The sequence below is a fragment of the Yinghuangia sp. YIM S10712 genome (assembly GCF_051388935.1).
In the GTDB taxonomy this organism is placed as follows: Bacteria; Actinomycetota; Actinomycetes; order Streptomycetales; family Streptomycetaceae; genus Yinghuangia.
Genome location: NZ_JBPKBI010000019.1, coordinates 37,051 through 57,495 on the forward strand (window position 1 = coordinate 37,051; position 20,445 = coordinate 57,495).

19 protein-coding genes are annotated in these 20,445 nt (G+C 71.2%); 11 read left to right on the forward strand and 8 right to left on the reverse strand.

Annotated features, from left to right (window positions below; genetic code table 11):
- Positions 1–27: 27 nt before the first annotated feature.
- The 3 genes from ACRX5W_RS27785 to ACRX5W_RS27795 all read left to right on the forward strand — a co-directional run bounded on the left by ACRX5W_RS27785 (position 28) and on the right by ACRX5W_RS27795 (position 3,644).
- Positions 28–888, forward strand: a complete 861-nt coding sequence (locus ACRX5W_RS27785; protein WP_436791087.1) for a siderophore-interacting protein — start codon at positions 28–30, stop codon at positions 886–888.
- A gap of 226 nt (positions 889–1,114) precedes the next feature.
- Positions 1,115–2,272, forward strand: coding sequence for a globin domain-containing protein (locus tag ACRX5W_RS27790; RefSeq protein WP_436791088.1), 1,158 nt, complete (start codon positions 1,115–1,117; stop codon positions 2,270–2,272).
- A 178-nt stretch (positions 2,273–2,450) separates the two neighbouring features.
- Entirely contained in the window at positions 2,451–3,644 is a 1,194-nt protein-coding gene (locus tag ACRX5W_RS27795; RefSeq protein WP_436791089.1) for a nitric oxide synthase oxygenase, read from the forward strand.
- A 311-nt stretch (positions 3,645–3,955) separates the two neighbouring features.
- On the opposite strand, the gene ACRX5W_RS27800 is transcribed toward ACRX5W_RS27795, so the two are convergent.
- Positions 3,956–4,255 (reverse strand): dsRBD fold-containing protein, encoded by a 300-nt coding sequence (locus tag ACRX5W_RS27800; protein WP_436791090.1) that lies wholly within the window; start codon positions 4,253–4,255, stop codon positions 3,956–3,958.
- A 168-nt stretch (positions 4,256–4,423) separates the two neighbouring features.
- Here ACRX5W_RS27800 and ACRX5W_RS27805 point away from each other — a divergent pair, with 168 nt between their 5' ends.
- Positions 4,424–5,629, forward strand: coding sequence for a carboxylate-amine ligase (locus ACRX5W_RS27805; RefSeq protein ID WP_436791091.1), 1,206 nt, complete (start codon positions 4,424–4,426; stop codon positions 5,627–5,629).
- A gap of 263 nt (positions 5,630–5,892) precedes the next feature.
- Here the strand turns inward: ACRX5W_RS27805 and ACRX5W_RS27810 are convergent, their stop codons facing one another.
- Positions 5,893–6,726: a Rieske 2Fe-2S domain-containing protein gene (locus ACRX5W_RS27810; RefSeq protein ID WP_436791092.1), complete on the reverse strand. Its 834-nt coding sequence runs from the start codon at positions 6,724–6,726 to the stop codon at positions 5,893–5,895.
- Here ACRX5W_RS27810 and ACRX5W_RS27815 point away from each other — a divergent pair.
- From ACRX5W_RS27815 to ACRX5W_RS27825, 3 genes are all read left to right on the forward strand, one after another.
- Positions 6,725–7,369: a hemerythrin domain-containing protein gene (locus tag ACRX5W_RS27815; RefSeq protein WP_436791093.1), complete on the forward strand. Its 645-nt coding sequence runs from the start codon at positions 6,725–6,727 to the stop codon at positions 7,367–7,369. The genes ACRX5W_RS27810 and ACRX5W_RS27815 overlap by 2 nt on opposite strands.
- 263 nt (positions 7,370–7,632) lie before the next feature.
- On the forward strand, positions 7,633–8,676 hold the full coding sequence (locus ACRX5W_RS27820; protein ID WP_436791094.1) for a small ribosomal subunit Rsm22 family protein: 1,044 nt from the start codon (positions 7,633–7,635) through the stop codon (positions 8,674–8,676).
- A 415-nt stretch (positions 8,677–9,091) separates the two neighbouring features.
- Positions 9,092–10,888 (forward strand): thiamine pyrophosphate-requiring protein, encoded by a 1,797-nt coding sequence (locus tag ACRX5W_RS27825; protein ID WP_436791095.1) that lies wholly within the window; start codon positions 9,092–9,094, stop codon positions 10,886–10,888.
- A 302-nt stretch (positions 10,889–11,190) separates the two neighbouring features.
- On the opposite strand, the gene ACRX5W_RS27830 is transcribed toward ACRX5W_RS27825, so the two are convergent.
- Both ACRX5W_RS27830 and ACRX5W_RS27835 read right to left on the reverse strand, forming a co-directional pair.
- Positions 11,191–11,664, reverse strand: a complete 474-nt coding sequence (locus ACRX5W_RS27830; protein ID WP_436791096.1) for an ATP-binding protein — start codon at positions 11,662–11,664, stop codon at positions 11,191–11,193.
- Complete coding sequence (locus ACRX5W_RS27835; protein WP_436791097.1) at positions 11,661–12,680, reverse strand: SigB/SigF/SigG family RNA polymerase sigma factor; 1,020 nt, start codon at positions 12,678–12,680, stop codon at positions 11,661–11,663. Before ACRX5W_RS27835 ends, ACRX5W_RS27830 begins: the two co-directional genes overlap by 4 nt.
- Positions 12,681–13,039: 359 nt before the next feature.
- On the opposite strand from ACRX5W_RS27835, the gene ACRX5W_RS27840 reads away from it, so the two are divergent.
- The gene (locus tag ACRX5W_RS27840; protein WP_436791098.1) at positions 13,040–13,516 is read left to right on the forward strand and encodes a hypothetical protein; all 477 of its coding nucleotides are present in this window, start codon (positions 13,040–13,042) and stop codon (positions 13,514–13,516) included.
- A 125-nt stretch (positions 13,517–13,641) separates the two neighbouring features.
- Here ACRX5W_RS27840 and ACRX5W_RS27845 read toward each other — a convergent pair whose 3' ends face one another.
- Positions 13,642–14,166, reverse strand: a complete 525-nt coding sequence (locus tag ACRX5W_RS27845) for an FBP domain-containing protein (protein ID WP_436791099.1) — start codon at positions 14,164–14,166, stop codon at positions 13,642–13,644.
- Positions 14,167–14,354: 188 nt separating this feature from the next.
- On the opposite strand from ACRX5W_RS27845, the gene ACRX5W_RS27850 reads away from it, so the two are divergent.
- Positions 14,355–15,305, forward strand: a complete 951-nt coding sequence (locus ACRX5W_RS27850) for an MBL fold metallo-hydrolase (protein WP_436791100.1) — start codon at positions 14,355–14,357, stop codon at positions 15,303–15,305.
- A gap of 114 nt (positions 15,306–15,419) precedes the next feature.
- On the opposite strand, the gene ACRX5W_RS27855 is transcribed toward ACRX5W_RS27850, so the two are convergent.
- The 3 genes from ACRX5W_RS27855 to ACRX5W_RS27865 all read right to left on the reverse strand — a co-directional run bounded on the left by ACRX5W_RS27855 (position 15,420) and on the right by ACRX5W_RS27865 (position 18,064).
- A complete protein-coding gene (locus ACRX5W_RS27855) occupies positions 15,420–15,887 on the reverse strand; it encodes a winged helix-turn-helix domain-containing protein (RefSeq protein ID WP_436791101.1) in 468 nt (155 codons plus the stop codon).
- A 207-nt stretch (positions 15,888–16,094) separates the two neighbouring features.
- The gene (locus tag ACRX5W_RS27860; protein WP_436791102.1) at positions 16,095–16,949 is read right to left on the reverse strand and encodes a siderophore-interacting protein; all 855 of its coding nucleotides are present in this window, start codon (positions 16,947–16,949) and stop codon (positions 16,095–16,097) included.
- Positions 16,950–17,005: 56 nt separating this feature from the next.
- Complete coding sequence (locus ACRX5W_RS27865) at positions 17,006–18,064, reverse strand: ABC transporter substrate-binding protein (RefSeq protein WP_436791103.1); 1,059 nt, start codon at positions 18,062–18,064, stop codon at positions 17,006–17,008.
- A gap of 301 nt (positions 18,065–18,365) precedes the next feature.
- On the opposite strand from ACRX5W_RS27865, the gene ACRX5W_RS27870 reads away from it, so the two are divergent.
- Both ACRX5W_RS27870 and ACRX5W_RS27875 read left to right on the forward strand, forming a co-directional pair.
- Positions 18,366–19,355 (forward strand): FecCD family ABC transporter permease, encoded by a 990-nt coding sequence (locus ACRX5W_RS27870; RefSeq protein WP_436791104.1) that lies wholly within the window; start codon positions 18,366–18,368, stop codon positions 19,353–19,355.
- A complete protein-coding gene (locus tag ACRX5W_RS27875) occupies positions 19,352–20,443 on the forward strand; it encodes a FecCD family ABC transporter permease (RefSeq protein ID WP_436791105.1) in 1,092 nt (363 codons plus the stop codon). Before ACRX5W_RS27870 ends, ACRX5W_RS27875 begins: the two co-directional genes overlap by 4 nt.
- The last annotated feature ends 2 nt before the right edge of the window (positions 20,444–20,445 follow it).

Below are 20,445 nucleotides of genomic sequence, written 5' to 3' on the forward strand. Positions count from 1 at the left end.
TCGCCTCCGGCCGGTGGAGGAGACCTCATGAGCAACCCCAGCACGCCCGGTGCCGGTGAGCCGGCCAACCCGCCCGCCGCCCCCGCCCGCAGGGGCCGCGCGGTCATCGACCTCGTCGTCCGGGAGACCCGGTGGCTCACGCCGCACATGGTGCGCGTCACCGCGGGCGGTGACGCCTTCGCGCGGTTCGTCGACAACGGCTACACCGACGCCTACGTCAAAGTCCTGTTCCCGCGTCCCGGGGTGACCTACCCCGAGCCCTTCGACATGCAGGTCATCCGCGCCGAGATGCCGCGCGAGCAGTGGCCGCAGACGCGCACCTACACCGTGCGCGACATCAACCCCGTCGCGCGCGAGCTGAGCATCGACTTCGTGTACCACGGCGACGAAGGCCTCGCCGGCCCCTGGGCGGCCGGCGCCAAGCCGGGCGACCCGCTGCGCCTCCTCGGTCCCGGCGGTGCGTACGCCCCCGGCCCCGACGCCGACTGGCACCTGTTCGTCGGCGACGAGGCCGCTCTGCCCGCGATCGCGGTCTCGCTGGCCCGCGTTCCGGAAGGCGTGCCGGTGCGGGCCCTGATCGAGGTCGCCTCCCCCGAAGAGGAGCAGGAGCTGACAACCGCAGGCGACGCCCGGATCACGTGGCTGCACCGCTCGAACGGTTCGTCGCGCCTGGCCGAGGCACTGCGCGCGATGGACTTCCCGCCCGGCAGGGTCCAGGCCTTCGTGCACGGCGAGGCGGACACCGTGAAGGTGATGCGCCGTCATCTCCTGGACGAACGCGGCGTCGCGCGCGATGACCTTTCGGTGTCCGGATATTGGCGTCGCGGCCGGGACGAAGACGGGTTCCAAGCGGACAAAGCCGCCGAGCGTGAGGCCGGCGCCAACTGACGGGCGCACCTTCCATACGCCTAAGTACGGCTTTGTCACGGTGCCTGCAACCGCATGAAAGCCTTCTGAAAGCGACATCCGACGTTCTCGAACCCATATCCGGTCGCGCGACTTGCGCACGGCGTCACGTGACGAAATTGTAGTCGTCCAGTGGCCTACCGCGATGATCTTGCGGTGGGCCTCCGACGCGTCGCCACATTGCGAAGTCCCAAGCGATAGGGCGATCTTGGCCGCACCGGATGCAGAACTCATACGAGCCAATCTGGATCTGGTCGCCCCTCGGGCGGCCGATCTGACCGCACATTTCTACGCGTTGCTCTTCCTGCGGGAACCGTCGCTGCGCGACTTGTTCCCACCCGCGATGGACACCCAGCGCGACAGGTTGGTGCAGGCGTTGATCCGAATCGTCGGCGACCTGGAGAACGCCGACGCACTGTCCGGGTATCTGGGCAGGCTCGGGCGCGACCACCGCAAGTTCGATGTGGTCACCGAGCACTACGCACTGGTCGGCGAATGCCTGGTCGCCGCGATCGCCCGCTTCAGCGGGGACGCGTGGGACCAGGCGACCGCCGACGCGTGGGGGAGGGCCTACGCCGCGGCGGCGGCCCTCATGATCGGCGCGGCCGAGGCCGACGCCATGGTCAATCCCCCGTACTGGACCGCCGAAATAGTCGCGCACGAACGTCCCGCCGACGACATCGCCGTCGTCACCGTGCGCCCCGAACAGCACTTCCCGTACCGAGCCGGGCAGTACACCACGATCGAGACACCGTGGTGGCCGAGGGTTTGGCGGGCGTACTCGATCGCGAACGCGCCCGACGACAGCGGTCTGCTGACCTTCCACATCCGCGCCGTCCCCGCGGGCTGGGTCAGCAACGCGCTGGTCCGCAAGGCCCAGCTCGGCGACCGCATCAAACTCGGGCCGGCGCTGGGCGAGATGGTCGTCAACCACGATGCGGGGCACCCCGTGCTGTGCGTCGCCGGCGGCACCGGGCTGGCACCGCTCAAGGCGATCGTCGAGGAGATAGCGCACACCGGGCTGTACCGGGCCGTCGACCTCTTTTACGGAGCCAGCGAACACAGCGGCCTCTACGGCCTCGACGATCTGCTGCGGCTGTCCCAGCGAAGTCCCTGGCTCACCATCAGACCCGCGGTCGACGACCTCGCCATCGCGGGCATCAGCGGGGCGGTCTCCGACGTGCTCGCGGCCTACGGACCGCGCCACGACTGGGACGCGTACTTGTCCGGACCGCCCGAGATGGTCCTCGACAGCGCCCGCGTCCTGCGCCGCCTCGGACTGCCTCCCGAACAGATCCACCACGACCCGGTGCTCACCCGCTTCGGACCGCCGCCCAGCGCGGACCGCATCGGGGCGGCACGGTGACGCCTCGCGGTACACCCCCGCGGCACATCGGCCCCCGCGGCCGCTCCGGATGCCGACTTCGCGCCACGCCCCCCGTCGCGAAGACGACTCCGTTCCCGCGGACCGACCCGCCCGTCCGCGCCCAGTGCCTCCCAAGTCCCCCAACCCGACCGGAAATTCGCACAGCGCAAGGAGCACGTTGACCGAGCAGAGCATTACGCGCTTCCCGCCGCCCCGTCCGGCCGTTCCACCGGCCCCCCATCCGCCCTCGCCTCCGGTCGGCGATCCGGTGGACCCCGCCGAGGCGTACGCCTTCCTGGAGGAGTTCCACCACGAGAACGGCCTGGCCGGACTCGAACAACGCCGGCACGAGGTCCGCCGCCAACTGGAGGCCACCGGAACCTACTCGCACACCACCGCGGAACTCACATGGGGCGCCAAGGTCGCGTGGCGCAACTCCGCACGGTGCATAGGCCGCCTCTACTGGAACAGCCTGCACATTCGCGACCGCCGACACGTCGGCCGGGCCGACGAAGTCGCCGCGGAATGCTTCGAACACCTGCGCACGACGTGGCGCGGCGGGCGCATCCGGCCGACGATCACCATCTTCGCACCGGACACCCCGGCCGGCCGCCGCATCCGTATATGGAACGAACAGCTCGTGCGCTACGCCGGATACGAGCACGACGACGGCACCCGCACCGGCGACGGCCGCAACACCGGCATCACGGCGTACGCCCGGAAGCTCGGCTGGGAGGGGGCGGGAACCGACTTCGACATCCTGCCGCTGCTCATCGAGACGGACCACGAGCCGGTCCGCTGGTTCCCGCTGCCGCGCGACGCCGTCCACGAAGTGCGCATCGAGCACCCCGAACTCGCCGAGTTGGACCTGCTTGGCCTCATGTGGCACGCCATTCCCGCGATCTCCAACATGTGCCTGGAGATCGGCGGAGTGTCCTACGGTGCCGCGCCGTTCAACGGCTGGTACATGGGAACCGAGATCGGCGCGCGCAACCTCGTCGACGCCGACCGCTACGACGTGCTGCCGCAACTCGGGGCGCTCCTCGGCCTCGACACCTCCAGCGAGCGCACGCTGTGGCGCGACCGCGCGCTGGTCGAACTCAACCGCGCGGTCCTGCACTCCTTCGACCGCGCCGGCGCGACCATCACGGACCACCACACCGAATCGGAGCGCTTCCTGCGTCACGTGCACCGCGAGGAGGAGGCGGGCCGGGTCTGCCCGGTCGACTGGAGCTGGATCGTCCCGCCGGTCTCGGGCGGTCTCACGCCCGTGTACCACCGTTACTACGACGAGGCCGATCTGACACCGGCGTTCCGCCTGGACGAACCCGCGATGCGTCGGGCGCGCGGGGAAGTGCCCGACCGGCTCTGAAGCGTTCGTGTCGCGGCCGACGCCTACCGGTCTGCCGTGCCGCCGTTGGCGAAAAGGCGAAAAGGCGAAAAGGCGAAGAGGCGGAAAGGCTGAAAGGCGAAAAGGAGGAAGGGCAAGGGGGAAGGGTCTGCGCCGGGTGTCCGGTGCAGACCCGACCCGCTTGGCGCCTCCGTCACGCGGGTCACCGCACGGCGCGCTGCTGGGCGCGAACTGTATGGTCTCCCAACGAAGTTGCGCGTTCATGCAGTCCGGCGGCACCGCGGACACCCCCAACCCGCCTGCCGGAAAAGGGACTTGCCCTGTTACGCGTCCTACGAGCGTGGCGAGGCGAGTTCGCCGGTCGACGCCTCGATGTCGGCCGCGGCGGCGTGCAACAGGCGGTGCGCGAGGTCGGAGAGCGCACGGGCGGCGGCCAACTCGTCGCCGATCTGCGGCACGTCCCGGTCCGCGGGGTGCTTGCGGGCGTTGCCCCATCCCCGCATGGCCTCGCCCTCCTCGGTGCTCAGGCGCGCCTCGGCGTGCGTGCGTACCGTGACCCCGCTCTCGAACTCGTCGACGCCGGTCTTCTCGGTCAGATGGATCTCGACCGTCCAGTGCTTCATTTCGGACATGCTGCCCACCTCCGATGGATGGCTCGGGTCCTTTCATTGTCAAACTCGATCGCGATGCAGGGAACCTCCCGTTTTGTCGGAATTTCCGACGCCATGTCCACCGGCTGGTTGTCCGGGCCGTCACCCGCCGCAACGGTTGCCCACGCGGCGACGGGGTAGCGGTGCGGCATGCGCAGCACCGCGTTTCCTCGGCCGAGCATCGGAGTCGAAGAGGAGTTCTTCCTCGTCGGACAACACAGCCGTGTCCTGGAGGACCGGGCTCCCCAGGTCGTCAAGGCGGCCAAGGACGCCCTCGGCGACCAAGTGCAGGCCGAATTTCTCACCTCGCAGATCGAGGTGTGCACACAGCCGGTGACCAGCCTGGCATCCCTGCGTGCCGAGCTGACCCGCCTGCGGCGATCCGTCGCCGCGGCCGCGGCTGCGGAGGGCTGCCGCGTCGTCGCGTCCGGAACGCCCGTCCTCGCGCCGGACCGTGCCGTGCCGGTCACCGACAAACCCCGCTACGCCCACATGGCCGCCCGTTTCGGCGCCCTGGTCGACCAGCTCGGCGGAGGGCTGTGCGGCTGCCACGTCCACCTCGGCACCTTCGACCGGGCGGGCGCGCTGGCCCTCGGCAACCGCCTGCGCCCGTGGCTGCCGGTGATCCAGGCGCTGTCGGCGAACTCGCCGTACGCCGCGGGGGTCGACACCGGGTACGCGAGCTGGCGCTCGGTCATGTGGGCGCAATGGCCCACCGTAGGCCCCGCGCCACCGCTGGACGAAGAGAACTACGAACGCCTGGTCGACGCCCTGGTCGAATCGGACACCATCCTCGACCGCGCGATGCTCTACTGGCACTCCCGGCCGTCGGAACACGTGCCGACCCTGGAAATCCGGGTGGCCGACGTGTGCGCCGACCCGGACACGACCGTCCTGATCGCGGCGCTGCTCCGCGGGCTCGCCTCGGCGCTGCTGGCGGACATACGCGACGGCCGCCCGTCGCCCGCGGTGTGGACGCCGCTCCTGGCCGCCGCGCACCGCCGTGCCGCACAGACCGGGCTCACCGGCCTCGGGATCGACCCCGTGACGGGAACCCCTACGCCGACGTCCGTCCTGCTCGACCGCCTCGTCGCCCGCGCGACGCCGGCGTTGGAGGCGATGGGCGACCTGGAGACCGTGTACGAACTGCTGGACCGCGTACGCGACCACGGGACCGGCGCGGACCGGCAGCGTGCGGTTTGCCGGCGGTCCGGGGGACTGATCGGTGTCGTCGACGCGCTCGCCGACGCGACGGACGCGGCAGCGCCGACGACACAGGGGAAGGGGGCGGAGGCCCCCGGCCGGCCGGGGGAGCCGCAAGGGGCAGACCCCGTTCAGCCCGACGAAGTGGCGTGAACGGTGGTGATCCGAGAGTGGGCCCTACGACGTGGCGTGGTAGGCGGTGATCCGAACACGGTGATCCGAACCGAGAGGGAACGAGGGGGAGCTGTGGGGCCGCACGACTGGCGTGATCGGCAGTAGTCCGAGAGCTGGCTATGGGCCCCACAATGTGGCGCTTTTCGAGGACGGACTCGCTGCCGACGCGACGGTCCCTGTTCGGCCGGGTGCCGCGAGGGCGGCATCGTGCGGTGCCGGGTCCCGCCGTGTTGCGTCGCTGGTCACGCCGGCATCCGCACCCACACGTCGTTGCCGTCGTCCAGGCGCGTCTCGAAAACCGGCTGAGGAGCCGTCGCCGGGCCGTGGACGACTTCGCCGTCCGACAGCCGGTACGTGCTCTCATGCCAGGGGCAGACTACGCACCCGTCCTCGACATCGCCCTCGGACAAGGGGCCGTCGAGGTGCGCGCAGCGGTCGGCGAGGACGTCGACGCCGTTGCCCCGGCGCACCACGAGCAGCGGCGTGTCGCCCAGGTGGCGGCGTACCGCGCGGCCGTCGGGAAGGTCTTCCAGCGGCCCCACCGCGTGCCACTCGTGGTCGTCGACGGTGAACGAGACGTGGTCGGCGTGGTTGGCTCCCGTCGCCTGGCGGTAGGCCAGATGCCCGCCGAGGAAACCGCCGGCCGCCACCGTGATGAGCCCGGCCGTCGACCACTTGCGCGCCCGCCACGGCCGCCGCCGTATGCGCGCGATCAGTGACGCGCTGTACAGCCCGACCGCGGCGACGTTGCACGCCGCGTGGACGACACCGACCCGCTGCTGCGGCTTGCGGGTGGCTGCCAGGTCCACCACCCCGGCCGCGGCGGCCGGCGCCGCGCCGCCCAGGCCCACCGCGATCAGGAGCGCCGACGCCGGGCCGGTACGCGGCGCGAAGTCGAGGATGGACGCCGAAACCCACGCACCGATCGGAAGCTGCACCGCCGCCGGATGCATCGGGTGTCCGATCGGCACGCCGTGCAGGGTGTCGCGTACCGGCCCGCGCGGGATCTTCGCCGCAAGCTCGCGAAGCCACGACGCGGGGCGGTCCAGGGCCTCCGCGTTCTCCAGGGGTGCCATGACATTCGTGATCCTCATGACCTGCGGCTGCCCCGCCTCGGCCACGCGATACGTGCGTGTCGTCGCGGTGCGAGCGGGCAGCCGCCCCGTCAGGGAATCCACGCGTGGTGCGGGCGTGCGGGGACGCCGCGCACCCCAGCACCGGGAGTCGAACGTGGACGCGTACGCGCAACTTATCGAGGACAACGACAGTTTGCGGGCGCTGATCCAGCGCTGGCGCTCGACACCGCGGAACACCGCCGAGCTGCTGCCTGACATGGCACGGGCACTGCGTACCACGGCGGCTGCCAAAGAGGAGGTTCTCTACCCGGCCATCCGCCGCCACGACCCCGCGCGCGGCGAGCTGATCGACGACGCGAGGCGCACCAACATGCAGGTGGAAGGCTTCCTGTCGGCGGCCCAGCGCCTCGGCCCGGAGGGCCCGGGGTTCCTTGACCAGGCCCATTCCGCGGCGGCGGCCGCCGACGAACTGCTGCTCCACGAACGCCGCGACCTGTATCCGGCGCTGCGGGGCAAGTCGCTTCGGGAGACCGAACTGGCCCGCATAGTCGACCGTTTCCACACCGCCCGCGCAATGCACGAGGAAGATGCCGGGCCGCCGCCGCGGGCGGTGGGCCGCGTGGGCCGCGACGGAACGCACTGACAGGGAGCGGGACTTGTGGTCGGCGCCGGTGGGACCCGGAGGGACCGACAAGTTGCCGTGGCTGCGGGGCCGTTCGCCGGCCGACCGGGGACGCGATCGGGCGCGCATGAGCGCCCACTCGTCGAGCGGTCGGGCATGTCGGCGTCCGAGTATGCCCGGACCGGCGCTCGTTGCCTCCGGCGTCCCGACCCGCGCCTCGATTACGCATGGGGGCACCAAACCGGCGGTCTCTCGGCGTGTCGTCCGGCTGTTAGGGTCGCCGCATGAGCTCACGCCCCTCTGCGGTCCCGTCCGCCGCGCGGTCGGACGAGGTCGTTCGGACCCTTGACCTCGTCGCGGCTGTCGCACAGGAGTTCGGGGACAGGTCGCGTGGGCTCGCTGACGCGTATCAGGAGCTCTCGGACCTGTATCGGACCGGCGGTGCGACGCCCGGTGACGCGCGGTTGACGCGGGAGCACGTGCACGCCTATCTCGTCGCCCGTATGCCCGCGACGCTGGCGGTCGGTCGGGCGGTCTTCGGCGCGGTCGCGGCCCGGCGGCCGGAGTGGGGACCGGCCACGCTGCTCGACCTCGGTGCCGGGCCGGGAACCGCGACATGGGCCGCAGCCGAGGTGTTTCCCTCGCTCACGGCCGTCACATGTGTCGAGCAGGCGACCGCGATGATCGACGCCGGGCGGCAGTTGGCGCGGCGGTCCGCGTCGTCCGCCGTGCGTGACGCGCAATGGCACCGCACGTCGGTTGCCGAGCCGCCCGAGGTACGCGCCGACCTGGTCGTCGCGTCGTTCGTGCTCGGCGAACTCCCCGACGCGGCAATCGCCGACGTGGTGGCGCGCTGGTGGCGGGCCACTCTCGGCGAACTCGTCGTCATCGAGCCGGGCACCCCCGCCGGGTTCGGGCGACTGCGCCGCGTTCGCGATCTGCTGATCGGAGAGGGAGCCACGATCACCGCCCCCTGCCCGTCCGACGCGGCGTGCCCGATGGCGGGTGACGACTGGTGCCACTTCGCCGCGCGGGTCGCTCGGTCCGGCGTTCACCGTGCCGTCAAGGGCGGCGAACTCGGTTTCGAGGACGAGAAGTTCGCGTACATCTCGGCCTCCCGCCAACCACCCGCGCACGCGGCGGCGCGGGTGCTGCGCGCTCCCCAGGTGCGTTCCGGCCACATCCGCCTCACCGTCTGCGAAGCCCCCGACAAGCGCGAGGCCGTGGTCGCGCGCAGTCAGAAGGACGCGTTCCGCTGGGCGCGCAAGGCGCACTGGGGCGACGAGGTGCCGCCGGGAGCACTGCGCGGTCGGCGCAAGGAAGACTGACCGCCCGTCTCCCCGCCCGGCGCATGACGAGGCCCGGGGCGCGGCGAAAGCGCCGTGGCCCGGGCCGACCCCATCCACACAAGGCACAGGTCTACCGGCCGGAGCGGCTTGGGCGGGTGCGACGCGCGCCGTGTTTTCCGCGGATCGCCCCGCAGATCACCCATCCGTACCAACCGTTGAGTTGAGGATTGCCTCGTTTGGCGGAGGTAAGAGCGGCTAGCGCTCCAAGGAGTCCGGCGCACTTGCCTTCGCGCACCCATGCGCGATCCGAGCCGGACGAGCGCCGCCGACAGTGACCCGGCCCGAAGCCGGCGGCACCGGGGCCGGAGGACCGGCATACCGGCGACTCGGCGATTTCGGGCGACTCGGACGACGCAGTGACCAAGCCAAGCCAGCGAACAAGGAGGTCGGCATTGTGTCCACGTCCACCAAGGTTTCCGACTACATCCTGGGACGTCTGCGGGCATGGGACATCGAATATGTCTTCGCCTATCCCGGCGACGGCATCAACGGCCTGCTGTCCGCTTGGGGCCGTGCCGACAACAAGCCGCGCTTCATCCAGGGGCGGCACGAGGAGATGTGCGCGTTCGAGGCGGTCGGCTACGCCAAGTTCTCCGGACGCGTCGGAGTGTGTGCGGCGACCTCGGGACCGGGCGCGATCCACCTGCTCAACGGCCTGTACGACGCCAAACTCGACCACGTGCCGGTCGTCGCCATCGTCGGCCAGACCGACCGCAGCGCGATGGGCGGCTCCTACCAGCAGGAGGTCGACCTCGCGAGCCTCTACAAGGACGTCGCGGCCGAGTACTGCCAGACGGTCACGGTGCCCGAGCAACTGCCCAACGTGCTCGACCGGGCCATCCGCACCGCCTACGCCCGGCGGACCGTCACGGCCGTGATCGTGCCCGCGGACGTGCAGGAGCTTGAATACGAGCCGCCCGCCCACGCGTTCAAGATGGTGCCGTCGAGCCTCGGCCTGCCGCACTACGCGCCCGTGCCGGACGAGGACGACCTCGCGCACGCCGCCCAGGTCCTCAACAGCGGCGAACGCGTGGCGATGCTCATCGGCCAAGGTGCCCGGCGCGCACGCCCGCAGGTGGAGGCGATCGCCGAACTCCTGGGCGCCGGCGTCGCGAAGGCGCTGCTCGGCAAGGACGTCCTGCCGGACACGCTGCCGTACGTCACCGGCTCGATCGGCCTGCTCGGCACCCGGCCATCGTACGAACTCATGCGCGACTGCGACACGTTGCTCACGATCGGGTCGAGCTTCCCGTACACGCAGTTCCTGCCCGAGTTCGGCCAGGCACGCGCCGTGCAGATCGATGTCGACCCCTTCATGGTGGGCCTGCGCTACCCCTTCGAGGTCAACCTCGTCGGCGACGCGGCCACGACGCTCGACCGGCTCATGCCGCTGTTGCGGCGCAAGACCGACCGCGGCTGGCAGGAATCGGTGGCCGACAATGTCGCGCGCTGGTGGCAGGTCATGGAGCGGCGCGCGGCCGTCGAAGCAGACCCGATCAACCCCGAATACGCCGTGCACGCCCTCGACCACCTGCTGCCCGACGACGCGATCGTCGCCGCCGACTCGGGCTCCGCCGCGAACTGGTACGCACGGCACCTGCGCATGCGCGGCACGATGCGCGGATCCCTGTCGGGCACGCTGGCCACAATGGGGCCGGGCGTGCCGTACGCGATCGGCGCGAAGTTCGCCCACCCGGGCCGCCCCGCGATCGCCGTCGTCGGCGACGGCGCGATGCAGATGAACGGCATGAGCGAACTGCTCACCGCGGCCAAGTACTGGCGCGAATGGGACGACCCCCGCCTGGTCGTCGCGGTGCTCAACAACCGCGACCTCAACCAGGTCACCTGGGAGATGCGCGCGATGCAGGGCGCCCCGCAGTTCCTGCCGTCGCAGGAGCTTCCGGACGTCGACTACGCGGGCTTCGCCGAGTCGATCGGCCTGGTCGGCGTCAAGGCCGAGCACCGCGACGAGGTCGAGGGCGGCTGGGTCCGGGCCCTGGCCGCGGACCGGCCGTGCGTGTACGAACTGCGCACCGACCCGGCTGTACCGCCGATCCCGCCGCACGCCACGTGGGACCAGATCGAGGCCGCGGCGGCAGCGGTGCTCAAGGGCGACAGCGACCGGGCCGCGATGGTGAAGCAGGGGATGAAGGCGAAGGTCCAGGAGTTCCTGCCGGGCGGCCCGAAGTGACCGACCGCACAGGGGAGTTGCATTGCGACTGACCGCTGACCGCTGACCCGGCGCCACAGCCAGGTGCCAAGATCCGCCCCCGATCGAGCCGCGGCTCGGCCGGGGGCGGATCGCTTGTCGGCATGCATCGGCATATTGTCGGCACTCTGTCCGTCAGAGCAACGTCTCTGGGCGCAACACAGCTTCCATGAGAGCAACGTCCGTCCGAGCGAACGAAGATCCCAGCAAACGACGAACGGCCAAGGCACGAACACGGTTCGCATGTTCGCGCCTTGGCCGTTCGTCGCGGTCTCAGGCCGCGCTCAGCCCGGAAGTGGCCGCGCCCGTGGTCCCGGAAGGGGAACCGTCGCGCGGACGATCTTCCCGTCGTGGACCGGGAGCACATGGATGCCCGCGGTGAGCCGCGCCACGATGAGGAGCCCGTAGCCCCCCGCCGTGTCGCCTTGCACGAGCCGCAGTCGGCCCCGGCCGGTGTCGCGTACCGCGACGTCGGCGCCGTGCTCGGACAGCGACACGGTGAGGCGGCACGGGCCGGGCGCGTGACGGCATGCGTTGGCGACCAGTTCGGCGACGACGAGCAGGATGTCCGTCGTCGTGTCGGTCCCCATGCTGGGCCCGCCGGCGGTCGTGGCGCGGGCCAGAAAGTCGGCGCAGGTGCGCCGGGCAACGCGTACCGAGCCCGGCGTCCCGCCCATGTCGACCATGAGCAGGCGGTTGCCGTCGCGGGCGACGATGGTCGCCGGCTCGCGGGTGTAGGAGGCGCTGCCGGGATTCATGCCGCTGCTCCTCGGGAGAGGGCGCGGCCGTTGTTGGTGGTCGGCTCGTCCGCTTCCAGGCGTTCCCGCAGGTAGGTGAGTGTCTGGGAGAGGAGACGCGAGACGTGCATCTGGGAGATGCCCAGGCGTGCCGCGATCTCCCGCTGCGGCAGTGCGTGCCAGAAGCGCAGTTCCAGGAGTAGCTGTTCGCGCCGGGACAGCGTTCCCATCAGGGGTTTCACCGACTCCCGGAAGTCGACGAGGTCGAGTTCGCGGTCGTCGTAGCCGAGCCGGTCGGTGAGCGGGGTGCGGCCCTGCGGGCTGCCCTCGCCCTCGTGGTCGCCACCGCGTCCGGCGTCGAGCGAGTCGACGAGGTACGCGCGTCCGGCGTCGCGGCCGTCCTGTACCTCTTGCGGCGTGACGCCCAGTTGCTTCGCGATCTCCTCGGTCGTCGGTTCGCGTCCGAGCTTTTGTTCGAGCCGGTCGGATGTCCGTGTGACGGCGAGGAAGCGTTCCTGGAGGCCGCGGGCCACGTGGACCGGCCAGGACGTGTCGCGGAAGAAGCGCTTGATCTCCCCCGAGATCGTGGGCAGCGCGAAGCTGGCGAACTCCACGCCGCGGTCCACGTCGTACGCGTCGACCGCCTTGATGAGGCCGACGATGCCGGTCTGCAGGATGTCCTCGTACGCCTCTCGGCGGTGCCCGAACTCGCGGGCGGCGTAGCGCACGAGAGGGAGGTTCAGCTCGACTATCGTGCCGCGCAGCTCCCCGTACTCGACGGCTTCGGGGTCGAGCGCCCGCAGGCGGCGGATGAGCGTGTCGCTCAGCGCCCGGGCCTCGTACTTGCCCATGCCGCGCAATTCGTCCGCCGTGAAGCGGGTTGCGGTGTCGGTACCGGGCATGGCGCGGTCGGCCAGTGCGCCGGCTGCGTGGGTCTGGTCGGCGCGGTGTCGTTCGGGGCGGTGGCGTTCGGAACGGTGCGGTTCGGAAGAGACGCGCGGCGCGGTTGTCGCCGTCGAGCGGGAGTGCGCGGGCATGGTTTCGGCTCCTTGCAGCTCCGATCGGCCACGCGGGAGGCGGCCCGGAAGGGCGCGAGTGCGTCACCGTGGGCGCCTTCTCGCCGTGGCACGGAGGGCTCCCGTACGCCCGGCTCCTTCGGGCGGGCGGGATGCCCCGGCAGTGGATGCCTTCGGGGGACGGCCTGTCGCCGCCCAGCATGATCGGCCGGGCCCGGGGGCTCGGCGCGGGCCTGTCGGCCACATACGCTGCCTACCCACTCCGGCCCCGCGAAACCGGCCCGAAACGATCAAGCCGAAATGTCTCGGATTTCACCTGGATTTTGCCATAACGCCTGACCAGGCGATTTGCCTCCGCCTTAACGGGTAGCGACTGCGTTATGACCCGATTGAACGTAATCGCGCCCAAGCGCCGCCGCCGGGCGGGAGCGACGGCTGGGGCCCTGGTGCTTGCCGCGGCGTTGGCCCTGGGCACTGCGGCATGCAGCGACGAGGACCAGCCGCAAGACCTCAACGACGCGGCGTCCTCGGTCGAAAGCGCCCTGAACCGGGCCGGCGACGAATTCAACGACATCACCGACGGCATCGACGCGAAGAACGACGTCAAGGTCGGGTCGGTCACCATCGACGGCGACGGACGCGCGACCGCCGAGGTGACGGCCACGAACACCGGCGACTCGTCGGCGGACTTCCTGATCCAGGTGGAGTTCCGCAAGCCGAACAACGATCTCGCCGACACCGTCGTGCTGACCGTCAAGGACGTCGCTCCGGGCAAGACGGGGACCGGGACCGCACGCAGCCACTTCGACCTCGACAGCAACGTGACCGCCTCGGTGCCCCGGGCACTGCGGCACTGAGGCCAGGCAAGTGACCTGACGTCGGAGCGGGCCGCCACCCGCACCCGACGTCAGGTCAACGACGTTCTACCCCAGATGCCTTCGCTCATGGATGAGGGGGTGCCCCGGCCGGGTCGGGAGTCGTGTCAGGCCGGGGTGGGGTCGACGTCGGACGCCGTGCCGAGGACCTTGTCGAGGAACGCCGCGACCTTGCCGTGGGTCCGGGCCACCTGCTCTTCAAGGCTCAGGGACTCACGGAAACGGCCGCCCGGCTCGGGGGCCTTGATACCGCGCACGTACAGAGAGCAGGCGAGGTCCGCGCACATGTATATGCCGACCGAATTGCCCTCACGACCGGCCTTGCCGGCCCTGCGCGCGGTCATCAGCGACACGCCGTTGCCGGGGTGCGTGGTCAGGCACAGCGTGCACATGCTGCGGTGCAGGAAGCCGCGCTGCCCGGCGGGGAAGCGCAGCGCCACGCCCACGAGCCCGCCGTCGCGCTCGGCCACCAGGTAGCTGCGGTCCGGTGCGGACTGGTCGCGCCAGCCGAGGAAGTCCAGGTCGTCCCAAGGGCGTTCGGCCAGATCCCGGGGGACGGCCAGGCGCTTCGCGTCGCCCTTCGAGCAGTTGACGAAGGACGCGCGTATCTCCGGCTCGGTGACTGGTTTCATACCCGCGACGCTAACCAATCCTGGAACCCCTAGGCAAATAGTTAATCGCCCAAGGTTTCGGCAGTCGAAGCCCGCCTCGGCAACAGTCTTGCCGGATTGTGGTTTTTCGCCCGCGTGGGCGATGGCCACGCGCCGCGGCGGCGGTGTATCCCGGAGCGAATGAACGCCGACCACTCCGGGGGAACGCCATGAGCACGTCGCACGACATCATCCGCGCATCCGAGAACACCACCCGGCCCGACACCGCCCCGCAGGTGCAGGAAGTCGCCGACGGCGTCTTCGCGTACATCCAGCCGGACGGCACGTGGTGGATCAACAACACCGGCTTCCTGGTCGGCGGGGGCGGCGTGATCGCCGTCGACACCTGCGCGACCGAACACCGCACCCGCGCCTACGCCGACACCATCGCGCGTGTGTCCGGCGGCGCGCCCGTGCGCACTCTCGTCAACACCCACCACCACGGCGATCACACGCACGGCAATTGGCTGTTCCCGGCGGCGACCATCGTCGGGCACGAGGAGACCCGCACGGAGATCCTGCGCCAGGGCCTGACCGACTACGACGCGGTGTGGCCGGGAGTCGACTGGGGTGAGGTGCGCGTGGCGCCGCCCTTTCTGACCTTCCGCGATGCCGTGACGTTGTACGCGGGCGACACGCGCGCGGAGGTGCGCCACTTCGGTGTCGCGGCGCACACCACGAACGACTCGGTCGTGTGGCTGCCCGACCACGGCGTCGTCTTCACCGGCGACCTCGTCTTCAACGGCGGCACGCCGTTCCTGCTCATGGGGTCGCCGGCCGGCTCGCTGCACGCGCTGGAACAGCTGCGCGCCTTGGGCGCGCCCACGCTCGTGCCCGGCCACGGCCCGGTATGCGGTCCGGAGCAGATCGACGTCACGGCCGGTTACGTCCGCTTCGTCATGGAGACCGCCGAGGCCGGCCGCGCGGCGGGTCTGACGCCGCTCGACGCCGCCCGCGAAGCCGATCTGGGCGAGTACGCGGCGCTGTCCGACCCGGAACGCCTGGTCGGCAACCTGCACCGCGCGTACGCCGAACTCGACGGCCGCGACGTCGACATCGAGATCGCGGTGCTCGACATGATCGTCTACAACGGCGGCAGGCCGCTGAGCTGTCGCGCGTAGCCCGGGACGCGCGGGGACAGGGTGCGCCGGAGCCGGGGCGCCGGAGCCGGGGCACCGGAGCCGGGAAGAAGAGGAGTCGGCGCCGGATCCTGTGCTCCCCGGCTCCGGTGACTGTCAGGCGCGGTGACGCGCCTGCGCGTACCGGTGCTCCGACCTCGCCTGCGGTGCGAACCTGCGTGCCGCCGACAGGTCGTGCGGCTCGTACTTGTAGCCCACCCGGCGCACGGTCGTCAGCCGCCTTCGGTGCCGCGCACCGAGCTTGCGCCGCAGGCGCGCCACGTGCACGTCGACCGTCCGGCCGCCGCCGATCTCCGGGTAACCCCAGACGGTCTCCATCAGTTGGCGGCGCGTGAATACCTGGCGCGGGTGCAGCAACAGGTAGGCCAGCAGCTCGAATTCGAGATACGTCAGGTCCAGGGCCGTCTCGCCGACGGTGATCGTGCGCTGGTCGAGGTCGATCCGCAGCCCGTCGTCGACGAGCAATCCGGGTGACGTGCCTCGGTGGTGGCGCCTCCGGTGGCCGTGCGGTCGGCTCGCCGTGCCGACCGAGGCGAGGAGGGCGCGGGTGGGTGCGTGGGTCATGCGCGGTTTCTCCCTCGGATTCATCGGTTCGGGGGAGCACCACCGACGCCACGCGCGGAAACACTCCGCCCCCCAAGGTGTCCTGACGGCTGGTCGGACAACCGTCACTGTGTGTTTCCGGGGCCGCGTAGGCGGTTCCGTGGGCGACGGATCCGCGTGCGGCTGCCCGTGCGGGCCGGGGCGACCGGGCCTCGGCCCGCCCTGCGGTCAGTCGTCTTTGCCCGGCAGATGCGGCTCCTGACCGGCCAGGGACTCGACGAGCAGGTCGTCGTCGGTCGCGCCGCGCCGCCAATAGCCGGTGAACGTCACGGATTTGCGGTCGTAGCCCCGGTCGCGGACCAGGTTGCGGCGTACCGCGCGGACCATGCTCGCCTCCCCGGCGATCCACGCGTACGGCGTTCCCTCGGGCAGGTCGGCTGCGGCGATCGCCTCCGGTATCGGGTCGCCGGATCCGTTGCGGACGAACCAGCGCACGTTCGTCCCGGCGCGGCCGGGCAGTTCGCGCCGGTCACCGTCGTGCGCGACCGAGAGCCACACATGTGCGGGCAGGCCGCCGGGGAGCCACCGCAGTATGCCCTCGACAGCGGGCAGCGCGGTTTCGTCGGCGGCGACGAGCACCCACGGTGCGTCTTTCGGCGGGGCGAAGTCGGCACCGCCGTTGTCCGTCCGCTGCGGGCCGATCGCCACGAGCCGCGCGCCCGGGACGGCGTTCGCGGCCCACCGCGACGCGGGGCCGGTGTCGCCGTGCATCGCGAAGTCGATGTCCAACTCGTCCGGGTCGCGCCGCGCGTCGCGTGCCGTGTAGGTGCGCATGATGCCGCGCTCGCCTGCGTCGATCGCCATCCACGCCGCGAACCAGTCGTCCCCCGCCTCGACGGGCACCACCGGCTCATCCTGGCCCGGTTGCGGGAAGAACAGTTTGAGCCGCTGGTCACGGCCGTCGCTCACGAACGCCTTCAGGTCCTCGCCGCCGAACGTGACGCGGACGAAACCGGGGCCGATCTGCTCGGTGCGCAGCACGTGCAGGTGAAAGAAGCGGAACGGATTCTCGGAGGTCGTCATGGGCGACTCCTGTCGTCGTGCGGACCCCGGCCGCCAGGGCGGCCGGGGGAGGGGTGTCACGTGAGCTTGCGGGACTTCGCGATGGCGGCGGCGAGTTCCTCGATGAGCGGGGCGACGCCGGCGTAGGTGAACCGCGGTTCGCTCACCCAGGGGACGACCTGACCCGCCTTGACGGCCGGGAGTTCGTTCCACGTCGGCTTGTTCGTGAGGTCCTTGGGCTGGAGGGCGACCGAGCGGTTGTCCATCATGATGAGGTCCGCGGCGTACTTGCCGGCGTTCTCCCAGCTCAGGATCTCGTAGTAGCCGTCGGCCTCCAGCTTGTCGGGGATGACGAACTGGATGCCGAGCTCCTTGAAGTAGCGCAGGTCGGCGGACGGGTCCGGGGCGGAGGCGTAGAACTGCTCGGCGGCGGCGGACGCCGCGAGCACCTTGAGGCCGCCGGCCGCCTTTGCGGCCTGGCGCAGCGTCTCCGACGCGGTCTCGAAGCGCTTCTTGGCGTCGACGGCCTTGGCGCTGTTCAGGTCGGCGCCGAGCGACGCGGCGAGTTCGGCGTTGCGGCGCAGCGGTTCGGTGAGCGAGACCTTGGCGACGCGGATGCCGACGCTCGGCGCGAGCGGCAGGATCTTGTCCTTGCTCTCGTCCGGGACGTACCACAGCGTCTCGTCCTCGTAGACCGGCGAGACGAGGAGTTCGGGCCTCAGTCCGACGTACTTCTCGACGGAGAACTGGCCCCACTCCTGGCCGAGTATCTCCACCTTGGACACGTCGACGTCGCCGGCCTGGACGTCGGGCTTGCCGTCGGCGCCCTTGGTGGGACCGAACACGCCGACGCAGTCGATGTCGTAGTCCTTCAGGGCGGCGGCGCTGCCGATGAAGGCGACGATGCGCTTCGGCGTCGACTTGGCGCTCACGTCCTGTCCGCGGTCGTCCCGGAAGCTCCACGCCCCGCCCGTGGAACCGCCGTTCGGAGCGCCGGTGTTTCCGGTACCGCCCGAATTACCGGTGTTCGTCCCATCCTTGTCGTCGCCGCAGGCCGCGGCGAGCGCACCGATGCCGAGGGCGGCGCCCGCGGCGAGGATTCTGCGCCGGGTCGGGGAAGCGGCAACGTTGGGCATGGGCTTGCTCCTTGCACGTGCGGGGGTGCGCGTCGCGGCGCGCGTGTCCATGCGCGCGCCGTCGCTCGGTCGGGGCGGAAGGCGGGTGCCTGCCTGCGGGTTCGGAAGCTTAGGTTAACCTAACCTGACTTTGTGTCCAGAGGGTCGGGAGCAGCGTCACACCCGGCCGGTGTGCGAACGGAGCACGTGAGTGAGACCCGCGCCGTCGAGCAGCCCGCCGCGTTCGCGGCCGGCCGAGTCGGACGCAGCCGCGTCGGACGCATCCGAATCGGCTGCGGATACCAAGCAGTTGGCTAAGCCGGTGCGCCGTATTCCGACCGCCGCCGGCATCACGGTGTCGCTGGTGCTCCTGTGCGCCGCCGCGGTGCTGAGCCTCGCGCTCGGCTCCCGGCACCTGAGCCCGGGGCAGGTGTGGGACGGCCTCGTCGACCCCGAATCCGCCGGGTACGCCGTCGTCCACGACATGCGCCTGCCGCGTACCTTGCTCGGCCTCATCGTCGGCGCGGCGCTCGGCATCGCGGGCGCGGTCATGCAGGCCGTCACCCGCAACCCGCTCGCCGACCCCGGACTGCTCGGCATCAACGCCGGTGCCTCCGCGGCCGTCGTCTCCGCCATCGCACTGCTGGGCGTGAGCACCTTCAACGGCTTCGTCTGGTTCGCGTTCGCGGGAGCCGCCGCCGTCTCCGTGCTCGTGTACGCCGTCGGCGGCGGACGCAGCGCCACACCCGCCCGCCTCGCCCTCGCCGGAACCGCCCTCAACGCCGCCCTGATCTCCTACGTCCAGGCCGTCATGCTCCTCGACAGTTCGGCCCTCGACGACCTGCGGTTCTGGACCGTCGGATCGCTCGCCAACGCGGACATGCGCATCGCCGGCCAGGTCGGCCCGTTCATCGCCGCCGGAACCGTGCTGGCCCTGGCCATCGCACGCCCGCTCAACGCCCTCGCGCTCGGCGACGACGCCGCACGCGGACTCGGCGGGCATCCCGCCCGCACCCGGGCCGCCGCGATGGTCGCGGTCACGCTGCTGTGCGGCGCCGCCACCGCCGCGTGCGGGCCACTGGTGTTCGTCGGGCTGCTCATGCCGCACGCCGTCCGTGCCTTCACCGGACCGGACTTGCGGCTGCTGATCCCGTACTGCGCCGTACTCACGCCGGCGTTCCTGCTCGGCACCGACATCATCGGCCGCCTCATCGCGCGGCCCGCCGAGGTCCAGGTCGGCGCCGTCACCTCCGTCATCGGCGGCATCTGCTTCCTCGTGCTTCTCCGACGCGCGAAGGTGGTGCGCGCATGAACCCCGTCCGAGCGTCCTTCCGGGCCTCCGTCCGCATCGGCGGGACGCACGCCTCCCGCGATCGCTCGCTGCGCGTCGGCGCGTGGTCAGTGCGCTTCCGCCCGCGCGCGATGGTCGCCGGGACCGCGTGCCTGGTCGCCGCGTTGGCCCTGGCCGTCGCGTGCATCGGAAGCGGCGACTACGCGATGGGATTCGGCCGCGTCGTCGACGCACTCCTCGGCCACGGCAGCGCCGCCGACGAGTTCGTCGTACGCGAACTACGCCTGCCGCGCGCCGGGGTCGCGCTCCTCGTCGGCGCCGCACTCGGCCTGGCCGGAGCCGTGTTCCAGGCCGTCGTCCGCAACCCGCTCGGCAGCCCCGACCTCCTCGGCTTCACCGCCGGCTCCGCGACGGGAGCGCTCTTCGCGATCGTCGTGCTGGGCGGGAGCGCGGGCATGGTCGCGTTCGGCGCCGCCGCGGGCGGCATCACCGCAGGCATAGTCGTCTACCTGCTGGCCTGGACGCAGGGGGTGCATGGATTCCGGCTCATCCTCACCGGCATCGGCCTGACCGCGATCCTCACCGGCGTCAACGGCTACCTGCTCACCCGCGCCAAACTCGCCGAGGCGTCACGCGTCATGCTGTGGCAGACCGGCAGCCTGGACGGCCGCGACTGGGACGACGCCATGCCTCTCGCGATCGCGATGCTCGTGCTGGTCCCCGCGCTGATCATCGGCTGCGGACCCGCGCTGCGCATGCTGGAGATGGGCGACGACGCAGCCGCGGCCCTCGGCGTCCGGGTCGAACGCGTACGCCTCGTGCTGCTCTCCGGCGCGATCCTGCTCGTCTCGCTCGCCGCCGCGGCCGCCGGACCGGTCGCCTTCGTCGCCCTGACCGCCCCGCAATTGGCCCGCCGCCTCACCGCGGCACCGGGCCCCAACCTGCTGCCCTCGCTGTGCATGGGCGCCGTCCTTCTGGTCGGTTCCGACTGGATCGCCCAGCGCGCGTTCGCCGACGACCCGCTGCCTGTCGGCGTCGTCACCGGCCTGCTGGGCGGCGGATACCTCGTGCTGATGCTCGCGGCCCAGCGCCGCGCGGGAAGGATCTGACG

What these genes read in the sequence shown, in the direction of transcription:
- ACRX5W_RS27785 (WP_436791087.1), top strand. Translation starts at nt 28, where the DNA reads ATGAGCAACCCCAGCACGCCCGGTGCCGGTGAGCCGGCCAACCCGCCC.
- ACRX5W_RS27800 (WP_436791090.1), bottom strand. Translation starts at nt 4,255, where the DNA reads ATGTCCGAAATGAAGCACTGGACGGTCGAGATCCATCTGACCGAGAAG.
- ACRX5W_RS27805 (WP_436791091.1), top strand. Translation starts at nt 4,424, where the DNA reads ATGCGCAGCACCGCGTTTCCTCGGCCGAGCATCGGAGTCGAAGAGGAG.
- ACRX5W_RS27815 (WP_436791093.1), top strand. Translation starts at nt 6,725, where the DNA reads ATGACATTCGTGATCCTCATGACCTGCGGCTGCCCCGCCTCGGCCACG.
- ACRX5W_RS27810 (WP_436791092.1), bottom strand. Translation starts at nt 6,726, where the DNA reads ATGGCACCCCTGGAGAACGCGGAGGCCCTGGACCGCCCCGCGTCGTGG.
- ACRX5W_RS27820 (WP_436791094.1), top strand. Translation starts at nt 7,633, where the DNA reads ATGAGCTCACGCCCCTCTGCGGTCCCGTCCGCCGCGCGGTCGGACGAG.
- ACRX5W_RS27830 (WP_436791096.1), bottom strand. Translation starts at nt 11,664, where the DNA reads ATGAATCCCGGCAGCGCCTCCTACACCCGCGAGCCGGCGACCATCGTC.
- ACRX5W_RS27835 (WP_436791097.1), bottom strand. Translation starts at nt 12,680, where the DNA reads ATGCCCGCGCACTCCCGCTCGACGGCGACAACCGCGCCGCGCGTCTCT.
- ACRX5W_RS27840 (WP_436791098.1), top strand. Translation starts at nt 13,040, where the DNA reads ATGACCCGATTGAACGTAATCGCGCCCAAGCGCCGCCGCCGGGCGGGA.
- ACRX5W_RS27845 (WP_436791099.1), bottom strand. Translation starts at nt 14,166, where the DNA reads ATGAAACCAGTCACCGAGCCGGAGATACGCGCGTCCTTCGTCAACTGC.
- ACRX5W_RS27850 (WP_436791100.1), top strand. Translation starts at nt 14,355, where the DNA reads ATGAGCACGTCGCACGACATCATCCGCGCATCCGAGAACACCACCCGG.
- ACRX5W_RS27855 (WP_436791101.1), bottom strand. Translation starts at nt 15,887, where the DNA reads ATGACCCACGCACCCACCCGCGCCCTCCTCGCCTCGGTCGGCACGGCG.
- ACRX5W_RS27860 (WP_436791102.1), bottom strand. Translation starts at nt 16,949, where the DNA reads ATGACGACCTCCGAGAATCCGTTCCGCTTCTTTCACCTGCACGTGCTG.
- ACRX5W_RS27865 (WP_436791103.1), bottom strand. Translation starts at nt 18,064, where the DNA reads ATGCCCAACGTTGCCGCTTCCCCGACCCGGCGCAGAATCCTCGCCGCG.
- ACRX5W_RS27875 (WP_436791105.1), top strand. Translation starts at nt 19,352, where the DNA reads ATGAACCCCGTCCGAGCGTCCTTCCGGGCCTCCGTCCGCATCGGCGGG.